Annotated in this window: 13 protein-coding genes; 6 read left to right on the top strand and 7 right to left on the bottom strand. The window is 60.4% G+C overall.

Annotation, left to right across the window (positions count from 1 at the left end; all coding sequences use genetic code 11):
- Positions 1–2: 2 nt before the first annotated feature.
- Positions 3–1,334, top strand: a complete 1,332-nt coding sequence (locus J2X71_RS28455) for a diguanylate cyclase (RefSeq protein ID WP_310387475.1) — start codon at positions 3–5, stop codon at positions 1,332–1,334.
- A gap of 186 nt (positions 1,335–1,520) precedes the next feature.
- On the opposite strand, the gene J2X71_RS28450 is transcribed toward J2X71_RS28455, so the two are convergent.
- The 5 genes from J2X71_RS28450 to J2X71_RS28430 form a co-directional block, all read right to left on the bottom strand.
- A complete protein-coding gene (locus tag J2X71_RS28450) occupies positions 1,521–2,543 on the bottom strand; it encodes a GlxA family transcriptional regulator (protein WP_113323369.1) in 1,023 nt (340 codons plus the stop codon).
- Between the two features lie 302 nt (positions 2,544–2,845).
- Positions 2,846–3,049, bottom strand: a complete 204-nt coding sequence (locus J2X71_RS28445) for a hypothetical protein (protein WP_310387473.1) — start codon at positions 3,047–3,049, stop codon at positions 2,846–2,848.
- A 116-nt stretch (positions 3,050–3,165) separates the two neighbouring features.
- Positions 3,166–3,333 (bottom strand): hypothetical protein, encoded by a 168-nt coding sequence (locus J2X71_RS28440; protein ID WP_007817848.1) that lies wholly within the window; start codon positions 3,331–3,333, stop codon positions 3,166–3,168.
- A 215-nt stretch (positions 3,334–3,548) separates the two neighbouring features.
- Positions 3,549–5,450: a potassium transporter Kup gene (locus J2X71_RS28435; protein ID WP_310387471.1), complete on the bottom strand. Its 1,902-nt coding sequence runs from the start codon at positions 5,448–5,450 to the stop codon at positions 3,549–3,551.
- A 126-nt stretch (positions 5,451–5,576) separates the two neighbouring features.
- Positions 5,577–6,881 (bottom strand): hemolysin family protein, encoded by a 1,305-nt coding sequence (locus J2X71_RS28430; RefSeq protein WP_310387469.1) that lies wholly within the window; start codon positions 6,879–6,881, stop codon positions 5,577–5,579.
- A 289-nt stretch (positions 6,882–7,170) separates the two neighbouring features.
- Between J2X71_RS28430 and J2X71_RS28425 the strand changes: the two genes are divergently transcribed.
- The 4 genes from J2X71_RS28425 (at position 7,171) to J2X71_RS28410 (ending at position 10,699) form a co-directional block, all read left to right on the top strand.
- Complete coding sequence (locus J2X71_RS28425) at positions 7,171–8,577, top strand: DUF882 domain-containing protein (RefSeq protein WP_310387467.1); 1,407 nt, start codon at positions 7,171–7,173, stop codon at positions 8,575–8,577.
- A 109-nt stretch (positions 8,578–8,686) separates the two neighbouring features.
- A complete protein-coding gene (locus J2X71_RS28420) occupies positions 8,687–9,586 on the top strand; it encodes a LysR family transcriptional regulator (RefSeq protein WP_310387465.1) in 900 nt (299 codons plus the stop codon).
- A 74-nt stretch (positions 9,587–9,660) separates the two neighbouring features.
- Positions 9,661–10,353 carry a substrate-binding domain-containing protein gene (locus tag J2X71_RS28415; protein WP_310387463.1) on the top strand — a complete coding sequence of 231 codons (693 nt, stop codon included), beginning with the start codon at positions 9,661–9,663 and terminating at the stop codon, positions 10,351–10,353.
- 190 nt (positions 10,354–10,543) lie between these two features.
- Positions 10,544–10,699, top strand: coding sequence for an entericidin A/B family lipoprotein (locus J2X71_RS28410; RefSeq protein ID WP_113321818.1), 156 nt, complete (start codon positions 10,544–10,546; stop codon positions 10,697–10,699).
- A gap of 6 nt (positions 10,700–10,705) precedes the next feature.
- Here J2X71_RS28410 and J2X71_RS28405 read toward each other — a convergent pair whose 3' ends face one another.
- Together J2X71_RS28405 and J2X71_RS28400 are read right to left on the bottom strand one after the other, a co-directional pair.
- A complete protein-coding gene (locus J2X71_RS28405; protein ID WP_310387460.1) occupies positions 10,706–11,056 on the bottom strand; it encodes a hypothetical protein in 351 nt (116 codons plus the stop codon).
- Positions 11,057–11,088: 32 nt separating this feature from the next.
- Entirely contained in the window at positions 11,089–12,087 is a 999-nt protein-coding gene (locus J2X71_RS28400) for a glycine betaine ABC transporter substrate-binding protein (protein WP_310387458.1), read from the bottom strand.
- A 661-nt stretch (positions 12,088–12,748) separates the two neighbouring features.
- Between J2X71_RS28400 and J2X71_RS28395 the strand changes: the two genes are divergently transcribed.
- Positions 12,749–14,203 carry a cobyric acid synthase gene (locus J2X71_RS28395; protein ID WP_310387456.1) on the top strand — a complete coding sequence of 485 codons (1,455 nt, stop codon included), beginning with the start codon at positions 12,749–12,751 and terminating at the stop codon, positions 14,201–14,203.
- Positions 14,204–14,306: the final 103 nt, after the last annotated feature.

The following is a 14,306-nucleotide window of genomic DNA, read 5'->3' as shown; positions in this document are numbered from 1 at the left end:
CTGTGACATTCCAGGGGGATTTTCAGCGGGAGAATGCAGGTCCTCGGTTTGGAGGAATCCGCATACTTCTGGTTGAGGATTCTCGAATGTTTTCCGCCGTTCTCCGCCATCGGTTCCAGACCGAGCTCAACCTCAGCGTTGTCTGCTGCTCCTCGCTGAAGGCGTTGCGCGAAGCGCTCTCGCAGGACGGCCACGGCTGCAGCATGGCCGTCGTTGACCTGAACCTGCCGGATTCGCCCTATGGCGAGGCGCTCGACTGCACGATCGAGCACAATATTCCGGCCATCGTCTTTACCGCGACCTTCGATCTCAATACGCGCGCCCGCATCCTCGAGCGCAATGTTATAGACTATGTGCTGAAGGATAACGAGTTCGCGCTCGACAATCTGGTCGCGACCGTGCGCCGTGCGATCATGAACCGGAAGACGCGGGTGCTCGTCGTCGACGACGTTTCATCGGCGCGCCAGGTGCTGGTCGATCTCCTGAGGGCCCAGCAATATATGGTCGTCGAAGCCAGTTCCGGGCTTGAGGCGATTGCGGCACTTGAGGCCTACAGCGATATCGAGCTCGTCGTCACAGACCATCACATGCCCGATATGAGCGGCTATGAGCTGACGCGGCGCATCCGCCACCGGTTCGGCTCGGACAAGCTGCGTGTCATCGGTGTTTCCTCGTCGAACGACCGCATGCTGTCGGCCAGCTTCCTGAAGGCCGGTGCCAGCGATTTCGTCTACCGGCCGTTCGTGGCCGAAGAGCTGCAATGCCGCATCGCCAACAATGTCGAGACGCTGACGCAGATGAAGCAGCTGCGCGCAGCGGCGGCCTGCGATTACCTGACCGGCCTCTACAACAGGCGCTATTTCTACGACAACGGCCCGAAGCTGGTAAACGAATGCCTGCGGCTCAAAATGTCGACCGCGGTCGCCATTCTCGATATTGATCATTTCAAGCGCCTCAACGACACCTATGGTCATGAGATCGGCGACAAGGTGCTGAAGGCTGTCGCAGACAGGCTGCAGACGATCTTCGAAGGTAGCGACAATCTCCTCTCGCGCCTCGGCGGCGAGGAATTCGCCATTCTCTTCCCGCAGATGGATTCGCTGGCCGCTACCAAGCTCTGCGATGAGATCCGCTCGGATATTTCCCGCCTCAAGGTGACGGCCGACGATGAGGAACTGTCGGTGACGGTCTCGATTGGTGTTGCCGAGATCGCCGGCTACGAGACCTTCGAGAACTATCTGAACGCGGCAGACCAGTTTCTTTACATGGCCAAGCACAAAGGGCGAAACCTTGTCTATTCCGATGCCAAGATGACGGAAGAGGCGGCGCAGTAAGGGGCGCAATTCCACTCGCCGTCATCCTCGGGCTTGTCCCTGACATCTGCTACGTTCCAAAAGACGAGACGGCAGCAGATGCTCGGGACAGGCCCGAGCATGACGAAGGAGAGGGTGGTGCCCTCGCAAATCAAAAAGGCGGCCACCGAGCCGCCTTTCATGTTTCGTCATCCTGCCGTCACTGCCTCAAGCCGCAACCGCCTGCTGGCGGGCGGTGGCCATGGTCATCTTGCGATCGGCGCGCTCCTGCTGCGGTGAGCGCTGATAGAGTTCGCGATAACACTTGGAGAAGTGCGAGGCGGAGACGAAGCCGCAGGCGACGGCGACTTCGACGACCGGCATAGAAGACTGCACCAGCAGGTGACGAGCGCGGTCGAGACGGATTTCAAGATAGTAGCGGGCTGGCGACCGGCCCATTTCCTGGCGGAACAGGCGTTCGATCTGGCGGCGCGACAGGCCGGCACCCTCGGCGATTTCGAGCAGCGATAGCGGCTCGGCGAGATTGCCTTCCATCAGTTCGATGATCGACAGCACCTTGGCGTTCTGGACGCCGAGGCGGGCGCGCAGCGGCAGGCGCTGGCGGTCATGCGGGTTGCGCACGCGGTCGGTCAGGTGCTGTTCGCAGATGCGGTTGACAAGGCTTTCGCCGAAATCCTCGCCGACGAGGTTCAGCATCATGTCGAGCGAGGCCGTGCCGCCGGCGCAGGTGTAGAGGTTGTTGTCGATCTCGTAGAGGTCGGCATAGACCTCGGCCTGCGGGAAGGCCTCGGAGAAGCCCGGCAGGTTTTCCCAGTGGATCGCGCAGCGCTTGCCGTTCAGGAGACCTGCCTGGGCAAGCACATGCGCGCCCGTACAGAGCGAACCGACGGCGACGCCGCGATTATAGGATTCGCGCAGCCAGGCATTGACGGATTTGTTGTTGAAGGTCTCGACATCGATGCCCGAACAGACGAGCAGCATACCCGGCCGGTTTTCGCCACCGAGATGGCGGCGCTCTTCAGCGAGCGACGAATTGGCCTCCACGCCGATGCCGCAGGAGGAATAGACTTTCTCGCCGTCGACCGAGCTCAGGCGCCACGTATAGGCCGGATAGCCGAGCATGCGGTTTGCGATCCGCAGAGTATCCACCGCCGCCGCAAAGGGCAGCATGGTGAATTGCGGAACCATGAAGAAGACTACGGAACGTTTCTTGAGCTGCATCTTGTTCATTGGAAAATCCATGCTCGAGGGCGACTGCATATTGGTCGCGTGGAATGCGTCGTTCCGATGTTCCAAAAGCGACACTGGCATGGATAAATGCGGCTAGGAAGAGCAAATCTGCGACATGATCGGTGATTTGCGGCGCGAGCGATGCAAAAGGCGTCGCTGCGGGGGTATAGTCCTGCGAAATTCACCGGGGAAAAGGCAGGCGGCGGATATGAAAAAGGCGGTGCTGCTTGGGACAGGCACCGCCTTTAGCTTGGGAGGTATGTCGCATTCATTGCATGATATTGCATTCATGAGCCCTATGTTTAGTGAGCTCTGTCCTTGCCGGTCTCATCGGCGCTCGGCCAGCCGATATCCTTGCGGATGTCGAAAGGCATGGATTCGATCTGACGTTCCGTCTGCCACCGGCGCCATGCGCGCACCAGCTTGTCGGCATAGGAGCCGAGCGAGGAATGTCTGCTATAGGACGACAGGCCCTTGCCGCCATCTCTGTAGGTCATAGAGGTCATTGCCGTTTCCTTTCCTTGCGAGATACGGGATTGCCGTATCCTTGAAGTGAAATATGCGCTTGCGGCACTCATCATTCAAACGAATAGATTTCATGGGTACCATAAGCGATTTTGAACTATCGCTGCTGCTCGTCCAGGGCGGGCAGGGCGCAGATATCGGCCGCAAGATGCGGCGGATAATGCTTCATTTCCTGCCTGATCCGTTCGCGTACCGCCACCCGAAACATGCGCGCGCGAAACGCGAAGAAAGCCTGGAGGATGTTGAAGCCTAATGTCTGCGACATGATCGGCCTCCTTTTCTTCAGCCTCATCGTCACAACTAAAATATAGGTGCTGAGGCTGGTTCAAACAAATGAAATGAACTGGGTCTTAGGTTCAGAGAAATTGAAAGATGAGGCGCGCGTAGAATGGCTGTGACGGGCTGCCTTCGGCAGCGCTTCGTGCCTGTCGGGCGACATATAAACGGGTGGACGGGTGTGGACGATCCACGCAGAAGCGGTTAGATGACCATCTGCTCTCCGAGCTCCACAACACGGTTGCTAGGGAGCTGGAAATAGTCCGAAGGGTCGATGGCGAAGCCGGCCATGGCGATGAAGAGGCGGTCCTGCCAAGCCGGAAGGCCGGTATTCGGATCGCCGACGAGCTTGCGCCTGCCGACGTAGAACGAGGTCGACATGATCTCGAAGTCGAAGCCCGCCTTGCGGCAGAGCGGCAGGGCCTTGGAGACGTCCTGATCCTCCATGAAGCCGAACAGGAGCTGGATCTTGATGAAGCGCTCCGACAGCCTTTCGATCGTCACCCGATCCGTTTCCGGCACATAGGGGCGCGGAGCGGTCTTCACATTGAGGATGACGTTGCGGGCGTGAAGAATGCGATTGTGCTTCAGATTGTGCAGCAGCACGCCGGGCGTCATATCGGGAAGGCTGGTCAGGAAGATCGCGGTGCCCGGGACCTGGGCGGGAGCGTGATCCGACTTCCGTTCGATCGACGCCAGAAACTGCATCAGGGGTATGTCGTTGCTGGCGGACTTCTGGCGCACAAGCAGCGTTCCCTTCTTCCAGGTCCACATCATAACCATCAGCGCGCCGGCGATCAGGATCGGGACGTAGCCGCCGTCGTGGATCTTCAGGAGGTTGGCGCCCAGGAAGATGCTTTCAAGCACGAGGAGCGGCAGGAGTGCCGCCAATGCCGTGAGCACGTTCCATCCCCAGACGACGCGGAGAAACTGGAAGGACAGGATGGTGGTGACGACCATCGCACCGGTGACCGAAATTCCATAGGCGGTGGCGAGGGCCTCGGAGGAGCCGAATGCGAAGATCAGGGCAAGCACACCAATGAGAAGCGCCATGTTGACGGCCGGGACATAGATCTGGCCGGTGTTGGAGGCGGAGGTGAAGCAGATCTCCAGCCGAGGAAGGAATCCGAGATGGATCGCCTGACGGGCGAGAGAGAACGCCCCGGTAATGACCGCCTGGCTGGCGATGATGGTGGCTGCGGTGGCAAGGATGACCACGGGAAGGATCGCCCATTCCGGAAACATCAGGAAGAACGGATCAGACGCAGCCTGCGGGTTGGCAAGCACAAGCGCGCCCTGGCCGAGATAGTTCAGGAGGAGCGACGGGAAGACCACTGCGAACCAGGCGACCTGGATCGGCTTCCTGCCAAAATGGCCGAGGTCGGCATAGAGCGCTTCCGCGCCCGTCACGGTCAGGAAGACGGCGCCGAGGACCACGAGGCCAATGAGGCCTGCATGGGTGATGAAGTCGAAGGCGTAGAGCGGATTGAGCGCTTCGAAGATCGCCGGATCGTCGGCGATGTGGGCGAGTCCGCCAAGGCCCATCACGAGAAACCACAGCAGCGTTATCGGACCGAAAAGCTTTGACACGGATGCGGTGCCGACTGACTGGACGAAAAACAGGAGCAGCATGATCGCGATGGCGATCGGCAGGATGTAGGGGGTGAAGACCGGTGTCACGAGCTTCAGACCTTCGAGCGCCGACAATACCGACAAGGCAGGCGTGATCATCGCGTCACCGATGAAGAGTGCGGCGCCGATAATGCCTGCGAAGAAGAAGATGGTCGCGTGCCGGCTGGTCTTCTTCATGAGAAGGGCCAGCAGGGAAAGGGTGCCGCCTTCGCCCTCATTGTCCGCCCTAAGCAGAAACAGCACGTATTTGAACGTGACGATGATCGTCAGCGTCCAGATCATCAACGAGATCAGCCCGATGACCTCGTTTGGAGTGACGCTGTCATGGGTGAAGGGCCGAAGCGCTTCGCGGAAGGCATAGAGTGGGCTCGTTCCGATATCGCCATAGACCACTCCGACCGCCCCGAGCAGGAGAGCCGCAAACTTTTGCTGGCCTGCATGAGACCGGTCTGCGTCGTGGGTGGTGGCGGACATGGACATTCCCTGATTGTCGTTTGGAATGAAGGATATAGGGCGCAAGCCTGAGAATAGCACGTCTGGCAGCGAGCAGAGGGCGCAAGGGCCGTCAGGCCGCTCGCATCCCGGCTCCGATCGTACCGATCAGTTCTCCGCCCGTGCCTCGTCCTTCGTCAGCGCGCTGACGAGGAGCTTGTCGACGCGCCGCCCGTCGAGGTCGATCACCTCGAATTTCCAGTCGTTCTTGATGAAGGTCTCCCCAAGCTCGGGCAGATGCTTCAGCTCTTCCAGAACGAGACCGGCGACGGTCTGATATTCGACGTCTTCATCAACGGGGAAGTTCATGAATTCCGAAAATTCGTCGATCGGCGTCCATCCGGAAACCAGGTAGGAGCCATCCTCGCGTCGCTTGATCGCCGGTTCCTCGCCGGAGGCCGCGTCGCCGAAGACGCCCATGATCGATTCGAGGATGTCGCCTGACGTGATCACACCCTCGAAGTGGCCGTATTCGTCAAAAACCAGAACCATATGCTGTGACGACTTGCGGATGGATTCGATCACCGAGGAGGCGGGAGCGAGGTCCGAGATGATCGGAACATCGTGTACCAGCGTCATGATGTCGACCGTCCGGTTGGCTTCAAGGGCGTCGTAGTAATCCTTGACTGCGAGAACGCCGAGAACCTCGTCGGAGCTGCCCTTGCGGGCCGGCAGTCGCGTTCGCGAGGTCGTCTGGATGGTCTTGCGGATCTCCTCGGCGGTATCTTCGATATCGACCAGCTCGACGTCGCGCCGCGGCGTCATAAGCGCACGTGCCGTTCTGTCTGCAAGACGCATGACGCCGGTGATCATGGCGGACTCGCCTATTTCGATTACGCCAGCGCTCTGGGCTTCGGCGAGAACCGTCTTGATCTCCTCGTCGGTGACGCCATCGGCGTTCTTTCCGGACTGGCCGAGCAGGGCGAGAACGAGTTTGCCCGAGCCGTCGAGCAGCCAGACGAGCGGCAGAGCCGCCTTCGACAGGTAGGTCATGGTCGGAGCGACCCTGGCGGCGACGGCTTCCGGCGCGCGAAGGGCCATCTGCTTGGGCACCAGTTCGCCGATGATGAGGGAGAGATAGGTGATCGCCACGACGACCGTACCGACGCCAAGCCCGTCCGCCCAGGCATCGGGAAGCCCCTGCGCCAGCAGCCAGGTGGAGAATCGCGCGCCGAGCGTCGCACCCGAGAAGGCACCTGATAGCACGCCGACGAGGGTGATGCCGATCTGAACCGTCGACAGGAAACGGCCGGGATTCTCCGCGAGCCGCAGAGCCAGTCGCGCTCCTCTGCTTCCCTGATCTGCCATAACCCTGAGGCGTGCCGGGCGGGCGGAGACGATCGCGAGCTCCGACATCGCCAGGACGCCGTTGAGAATGGTGAGGAGGACGACGATGGCTATTTCGGTATACAAACTTTGGCCTGTTTCGATGACAATGATCCGTCGAAACTATGCGATCTCGCCTCGCTTTGCGAGGGTTCCCGTCAAAGATCATGGCGCTTGGCAAGATAATTATGGCGGGAGTTCTCGCAGCCAGCGCAACTGGAGAGCCGCAGGACGGCATCTCCTTGAAACGGCGTCTCATATAGTCCGCAGCTCATAAACCCCCTCTTAAGGATCTATTGACCATAATGAAGGCTTAACGCCGCCCACGTGTGCGGTGCCTGTGATGTTTTCGTGTCTCGCACCAAGGACGAAGTCTGTGTCCCTTCATCAAGCCATCGCCGCCATTCCGACGACCGCGTCTGCGTGGTTTTTGTCTGTCGTCGCTCATCGCATGGCGATCGCCGCGGCCTTCGTTTTTGCTGTCATGGCGGGATCGGGCGAGGCAGCGGCTGAGGACAGGGCGCTGAAACTCTACTTCACGCATACGGGCGAGCGGGCGACGATCGTCTTCAAGCGCAACGGCAAATTTGACCAGCGCGGCCTCAACCAGATCAACCGCTTCCTGCGCGACTGGCGGCGCAACGAGCCGGCCAGGATGGACCCGCGGCTGCTCGACCTCGTCTGGGAGGTCTATCGCAAGAGCGGGGCGAAGGAGGCGATCCACGTCGTTTCGGCCTATCGCTCGCCGGCGACCAACAACATGCTGCGCAACCGATCGCGCAATACCGGTGTCGCCAAGCGCAGCCAGCACATGCTCGGCAAGGCGATGGATTTCTACATTCCCGGTGTCAAGCTTGCGACGCTGCGCGCGCTTGCCATGCAGATGCAGGTCGGCGGCGTCGGTTATTACCCGACATCGGGTTCCCCCTTCGTGCATCTCGACGTCGGCAATGTGCGCGCCTGGCCGCGCATGTCGCGCCAGGAGCTGGCGCGGCTTTTCCCTGACGGACGCACGATCCACCTGCCGGCGGACGGACGACCGCTGCCGGGCTATCAGGTGGCGCTTGCCGAGCGCAAGAAGGGTATCCGCTCGGCACCGATCGAGATTGCCGCAGGTGAAGATGAGGATGACGATACGCCTGTAGCGCCAAAGGCAGCGGCATCGGCCCTGCTGACGGCACGCGCAGCAGCACCCGTGAAGGCACCTGATCCCGTCGTGACCGGAAGCCTTGTCACCGCCATGCTGCCGACGCCGCAGAGGCGGGCCGAGATCGGACTGGCGCCGCAGCTTGCCAAGCCGGAGGACAAGGCGGTCGCCGACCGGGCCTTTGCCGATCTTGCTTCACTGACCGTTCCGCTGCCGATGCTGCGGCCTGTTGAAATCGAGGCCGTGGAAAGCGAGGCGCCCGCACCTGTGCCCGCGGTTGCGCCGGTGCTTGCATCCGTCCAGCCGGCCCCGGCCGATTTCACGCGCTTCGTCGTCGGTCGCAAGCCTGCCAATACTTCAGGTATCGCCGACCGGCTGACCCATCCCGCACCGACGGCCGAGCAGATCGCGGTGTTGCCGGTCTCCGCGTCGGAGCATGTCTCGGGTGGCGTCGGAGAAATGTCCGCACGAGCGCTGATTGCCTGGGCAGTGCGATCACCGGAAACGTCAGTTGAACTCACGGCGCCTGCCATGATCGGCAACACCTATCCGAAGGGTGTCGGCGAGGGCCGGGCGGTTGCTTCAGGTGCGGCTGGAACCAGCTTCAAGACCAGCCGTTTCGGTACCGAGGGCTGAACTCAAATAGGCTCGATGGCGGTTGCCCTACAAAAATAGGGCGCAGATTGACTTTCAATCAAATGGAATGATAATCCTTGGTCATTCAGAAAAATTGAAAGATGTGACGATGACAATCCCGTTTCGCCGTCCCATTCCTCTGCTCGACAATGACGTGCTGCGCACCTTCGTGGCCATTGCAGAGACCGGTAATTTTTCGACTGCGGCCGAAACCGTGTTCCGCACGCCGTCGGCCGTTTCCATGCAGATCAAGAAGCTCGAAGAGCAGCTTGGCGTGACGCTGTTTCGCCGCGATGCGCGCTCGGTGACGCTGACGCAGCATGGTGAAATGCTGCTGTCTTACGCGCGCAACATCCTGGCGCTCTCCAACGAGGCGGTGTCGCGCTTCATCATGCCCGAGCTCAGCGGCGTGGTGCGGCTCGGCGCGCCCGAGGATATCGGCGAGCGGCTGCTGCCGCAGATCCTGAAGAGCTTTGCGCAGACTTATCCAGGCATCATGGTCGATGTGACGATCGACATGAGCATCGGCCTGAAGAAGCGGATGGAGGAACAGCGCCTCGATCTTGCGCTCATCAACTGCGCCACGCGGCCTTTCCCGACCAATGGTGAAGTCGTCTATCGCGAGCGCCTCGTCTGGGCGGGCGCCAAATGCGGCTCGGCGCACCGGCGCGATCCGCTGCCGATCTCTATCTGGGAAGACGGCTGCATCTGGCGGCAGGAGGCGATCACCCAGCTCGAGCGCAACAAGCGGCCCTATCGCGTCGCCTATCTCAGCGCCCACACGATGGCGCAGCGCGCCGCCGTGGTCTCCGATCTCGCCATCGCGCCGCTGCCGCTCTCCTATGTCAGCGAGGATATGGCTATCCTCGGCATCCAGGAAGGGCTGCCGGAACTGGGGTCTTTCGACATCCAGCTGCTCACGGCATCGCAGATGACGGGGCCGATCGAGACGGTGGCCGACAGCATTCGCGGATCCTTCGCCGAAAGATCGAAAGCGGCGGCTGCCTGATTGGCTCAGAGCGATATCGAATGATCGCGTAGACGCGGAATGCTTAGATACCACCTTACAAGGATGGTCAGGCCATGGATCAGCAAGTCCGGCTTTTTGGCGCTGTTGCGGTCCGACCTGCCGTCCTTGCCGTCATCTCCCGGTTCGAAACGATCTCAGGATGCAAGGTCGCGGTCAGGTGGGAGCTCAATCCGACCGTAAGGAAGCAGATTGAAGCCGGTGAACCTTTTGATCTCGTTATCACCAATCCTGATCTGATTGAGGAACTCACCGCCCTGGGGAAGGTCAAGGCGCGGAGCCAGGCCGCGTTCGGTCGGATAGCCATGGGAGTGGCAGCAAAAGAAGGCAGCCCGCCGCTCGACATTGGCTCCGTGGAAGCATTCAAACACGCCTTGAAGAACGCCAGATCAATCGCCTATGCCTGTGACGGCACCAGCGGTGGCTACTTCTCCGGTTTGCTGGATCGGTTGGGAATAGCCGAAGAGGTGAAGCCCAAGCTGGTGCCGGTAGCAGGAGGGCAGACGGCGGCAGCTGTCGGCCGCGGGGAGGCCGAGCTGGGCGTCGTTCCCGTGACGTCTATCCTCGCCGCCGCTCTCGAGGTCATGCTCGTCGGCAAGTTTCCGGCAGAACTCCAAAGCTACATCGACTTTTCCATTGGCATCAGCGCCAATTCAACGAGTGCAGACGCTGCCAGGCAGCTGTCAGCGTTTCTGATGTCGGCAGCCATTGACGATATCCTGGCGGCAAAGGGCGTCGAGCGCAGCTGAATATGTGCTTGATGGGCAGCGATCGGCGCGGGCTATCGCCCCTGGTTGCTGAATCGCGTTTGACGATCTCGAAGATGTTGGCCTTCTCCGGAGAAAGGCTCTTAGCCGGTGAACTTTTCGCTCACGAATGCGTTATCCCGCCCGGACGGCTTCAGCCGTTCGGGGTTGATTTCACAAAAGGATTTCGCACATGACGACCACGGGTAAAATCGCATCCGCCTTGATGATCCTTCTTACGCTTTCTTCTTGCGCCAACACGATCCGTGGCGTGGGCAGGGATACGGCAAATGCCGTCAATGCCACGCAGGATGCCGGCCGCAGTGTCGATCGCGCAGCGAAGAGATAGTTACTTTCAGATTTTTGAAGTCGGATAGGCTTTTTCGAGGCCGCCGGATCGGGTCAGCCCGGTCCGGAATGCGGCATAGGCCGGGTGCTGGCTGGAGCGCGCCGCTTCCATGAGCCTGATCTGCAGCCGGTCGGGTGCAGCTTCGCCGATCCATTTGCCGAGGGTTTCAAGCTTCAGCGAGTTGAGAAGGCGCGAGGAGGAGGCGATGTCGAGATGCCGATAGAGACCCGCGAGCAAGTTATCGTCCTGCGCCGGATTTTCCATGAGCAGCGACAGGTAGGATTTGTCGGTTTCCGAGAGCGCCGCGAGTTTTTCCGCGACGGTATCGCGATCGGGGAAGGGCACCGTGCCAGTCATAACGAATCGTCCAGTCCTTGTTGTCAGCAAGGTTATAGACTGGCCTTGACCTTCTCGGCTACATCGGCCGGAACCCAGCGGCTCCAGAGCTCCTCATAATTCTGCAGGAAATAGAGGGCTGCATTCTCGTTGTCCTCGCCATTTTCATCCTGCCAGGCCAGCACCTGGCTGATGGTCTCGTTGTCCCAGCTGCGGGCGTTCAGATAGTTCATGACCGGGCCGGCGCGATCAGCGAAAGCCCTGGTCATCAACGTGAAGGCCTGCGACACCGGATAGGCGTTCACCTTGGGATTGGCGCAATGAGGCACCGAGGTGCAGGCGTTCCATTCGGCCTCGTCGTGCGGCACACCGAAGCCCAGCTGTTTCATGTCGTATTTGCCGATGACTGATGTCGGCGCCCAGTAATAACCGAGCCAGCCGACCTTGTTTTCGAAGGCGCGGGCAATCGAACCGTCGAAATCCTTGGGTGTCCGGCTGTCGACCAGCGCAAAGCCGAGCTTGTCGGCATCGAGCGCTCTGAAGAGATTGCTGGTCGAGATCTCGCAGGCCCAGGCCTCCGGGCAATTATAGACTGCGGCGCGCGAGGGATCGTAGGTATCGGGAAAGAGTTCCGGATGCTTCAGCGCATCCTGCACGGAACGAATATCCGGGTTTGCGTCGGCGATGAATTTCGGAATGTACCAGCCTTCGACCGCACCATCCGCAAGAATTTCGGCGCCCTTGACCAGACGCCCGGCGCTGATGGCGGCATCGAGCTGCGGCTTGACCGCCTTCACCCAGAATTCCGAGGCGATATCGGGCGTGCCGCTGCCATTCATGGAGGCGAAAGTCGGCAGCGTATCGCCATCCACGATGGTGACGGAGCAGCCGTAGCCCTTTTCCAGGATGAATTTATCGAAGCTCGCGGCAATGGCGGCGGAGCCCCATCTCATCTCGGCGATCGAGACCTTGCCGCATCCGGCAGCTTGCGCCTCCGTTATTCCGGCATAAAAGCAGACCGCAAGGATGAATGACGTGAAAAATGTCTTCATTATACGTTCCCCGAAATTTTTATGTGATCGAACGCGCATGCACCGAGGCAATTAGCCGACAAATCTCTCCGCCGCTTCAGGTGCCCACGGCCGGAATATGGCTCCACGGGGCTTTTCCTATGTGCGGCGCCGTTCGTCTGGTCTTCCGGCTGCTCGTCGCTGGCCATTTCTATGATGGCTTAATATGAGCAAACCTACGGATTTGCCGCAAGAAATCAACTCTCTTTTCCGCGTTGTACCTGTAACTAAATTATTGAATTCGAAGAATTTATGCCGGCAGCTTCATGAAACTGCGGCCCGGGGTGCGATTGGTGGAAATGCACGCTCGCGGCGAGGGGTGAAAGCGGTTCCAAGTGAGAGAAAGTCGGAAAAGTTCAAAAAAAGTCGAATTTTGTCTCCGGTTGGGTCTTCACTAACCATCCGGTAAGAATGTGCCGTTATCTGTTGTGACGCGGCGGGGGACATCCGCTGCTTTTCCGGATCAGGTACTGCGTCCCGGAAAAAGCGAGCTTCATTGCGTAATGATGAAGACGCCTGCGTTTTTACGGCAAACCGCGTAGGGCTTATGGCCCGATCGCGGTTTTCGCATTTCTGGCCCTTTGTTGACCTGATATCCGCGCGCATTGTAGGCCTGCCGGAAATACTTCACGGATAGGCGCCAATGACCAGAGCCATCATGCTGCAGGGAACCGGCTCGGATGTCGGCAAGACGGTGCTGGTGGCGGGGCTCTGCCGGCTGGCGGCCAATCGCGGCCTGACGGTGCGGCCGTTCAAGCCGCAGAATATGTCGAACAATGCGGCGGTTTCCGACGACGGCGGCGAGATCGGCCGGGCGCAATGGCTGCAGTCGCTCGCAGCACGCACACCGTCATCGGTGCATATGAACCCGGTGCTGCTCAAGCCGCAGTCGGAAAACGGCAGCCAGATCATCGTGCAGGGCAGGGTGTTCGGGCAGGCGAAGGGGCGCGACTATCAACGGCTGAAGCCGCAGCTGCTCTCTTCCGTGCTGGAGAGTTTCGCCAAGGTGTCCGAGGGTGCCGACCTCGTCATCGTCGAGGGGGCAGGGTCACCCGCCGAAATCAATCTCAGGGCCGGCGATATCGCCAATATGGGCTTTGCGACGCGGGCGAACGTCCCTGTCGTTCTCGTCGGCGATATCGATCGTGGCGGGGTGATCGCCTCGCTGGTCGGCACGCACGCGATCCTCAGCGAGGAAGATCGCAAGATGATCTCGGGTTACATCATCAACAAGTTCCGCGGCGATGTAAGCCTGTTCGACGACGGTATCCGCGCCATCGAAGGTTTCACCGGCTGGCCCTGCTTCGGCGTCGTGCCCTGGCTTAAGGCGGCCGGGCGGCTGCCCGCCGAGGATTCCGTCGTGCTGGAGCGGCTGGTGAAGGGCGAGCGGGGGGCGCTGAAGATCGCCGTGCCGGTGCTGCCGCGCATTGCCAATTTTGACGATCTCGATCCGCTGCGGGCCGAGCTTGGCGTTGAGCTCGTCTTCGTGCGCGCTGGCGAGCGGCTGCCAGCCGATGCAGCGCTGATCATCCTGCCCGGCTCGAAATCGACCATATCGGATCTCGCCGATCTCAGGGCGCAGGGATGGGACCTCGACCTTGCCGCCCATGTGCGCCGTGGCGGCCGGGTGATCGGCATTTGCGGCGGCTACCAGATGCTCGGCCGCAAGGTGAATGATCCGCTCGGCATCGAGAGTACGACGACAGAGATCGAAGGGCTTGGCCTGCTTGATGTCGAGACGGAGATGGCGCCGGAGAAGACGGTACGCAACAGCTCCGCTCATTCGGCGGAATATGATGTGCCGCTGTCAGGCTATCAGATCCACCTCGGCGTCACGCGAGGGGCTGATTGCGAACGGCCGGCCGCGATCGTGGATGGATTGGCGGATGGTGCGGTTTCGGCCGACGGCCGGATCACGGGCACCTATCTGCACGGCCTCTTCGGCAGCGACGCCTACCGCGCCCGGCTGCTTCAAAGCTTTGGCCTCTCAGGCGAGGGCGGCAACTACCGCGAGAGCGTCGACCGGGCACTCGATGAGGTCGCAGTCGACCTGGAGAAACATCTCGACCCGCGCTGGCTTGCAGGACTGCTTGACTAGGCCGGATGGCCTGCGTTCATCGATGATGCTCCGCTATTGCCAAATTAGTTGACTGAGTCCATTAATTATCGCTGCAACGCACCCAGTCGAGAGCGGTGGAGAT

Origin of the sequence: Rhizobium sp. 1399 (assembly GCF_031455475.1) — a bacterium.
GTDB lineage: Bacteria > Pseudomonadota > Alphaproteobacteria > Rhizobiales > Rhizobiaceae > Rhizobium.
The sequence above is the reverse complement of the archived record's forward strand: the minus strand, read 5'-3'. Positions and strand labels throughout refer to the sequence as shown.

What these genes read in the sequence shown, in the direction of transcription:
- J2X71_RS28450 (WP_113323369.1), bottom strand. Translation starts at nt 2,543, where the DNA reads ATGAACAAGATGCAGCTCAAGAAACGTTCCGTAGTCTTCTTCATGGTT.
- J2X71_RS28445 (WP_310387473.1), bottom strand. Translation starts at nt 3,049, where the DNA reads ATGACCTCTATGACCTACAGAGATGGCGGCAAGGGCCTGTCGTCCTAT.
- J2X71_RS28440 (WP_007817848.1), bottom strand. Translation starts at nt 3,333, where the DNA reads ATGTCGCAGACATTAGGCTTCAACATCCTCCAGGCTTTCTTCGCGTTT.
- J2X71_RS28435 (WP_310387471.1), bottom strand. Translation starts at nt 5,450, where the DNA reads ATGTCCGCCACCACCCACGACGCAGACCGGTCTCATGCAGGCCAGCAA.
- J2X71_RS28420 (WP_310387465.1), top strand. Translation starts at nt 8,687, where the DNA reads ATGACAATCCCGTTTCGCCGTCCCATTCCTCTGCTCGACAATGACGTG.
- J2X71_RS28415 (WP_310387463.1), top strand. Translation starts at nt 9,661, where the DNA reads ATGGATCAGCAAGTCCGGCTTTTTGGCGCTGTTGCGGTCCGACCTGCC.
- J2X71_RS28410 (WP_113321818.1), top strand. Translation starts at nt 10,544, where the DNA reads ATGACGACCACGGGTAAAATCGCATCCGCCTTGATGATCCTTCTTACG.
- J2X71_RS28405 (WP_310387460.1), bottom strand. Translation starts at nt 11,056, where the DNA reads ATGACTGGCACGGTGCCCTTCCCCGATCGCGATACCGTCGCGGAAAAA.
- J2X71_RS28400 (WP_310387458.1), bottom strand. Translation starts at nt 12,087, where the DNA reads ATGAAGACATTTTTCACGTCATTCATCCTTGCGGTCTGCTTTTATGCC.
- J2X71_RS28395 (WP_310387456.1), top strand. Translation starts at nt 12,749, where the DNA reads ATGACCAGAGCCATCATGCTGCAGGGAACCGGCTCGGATGTCGGCAAG.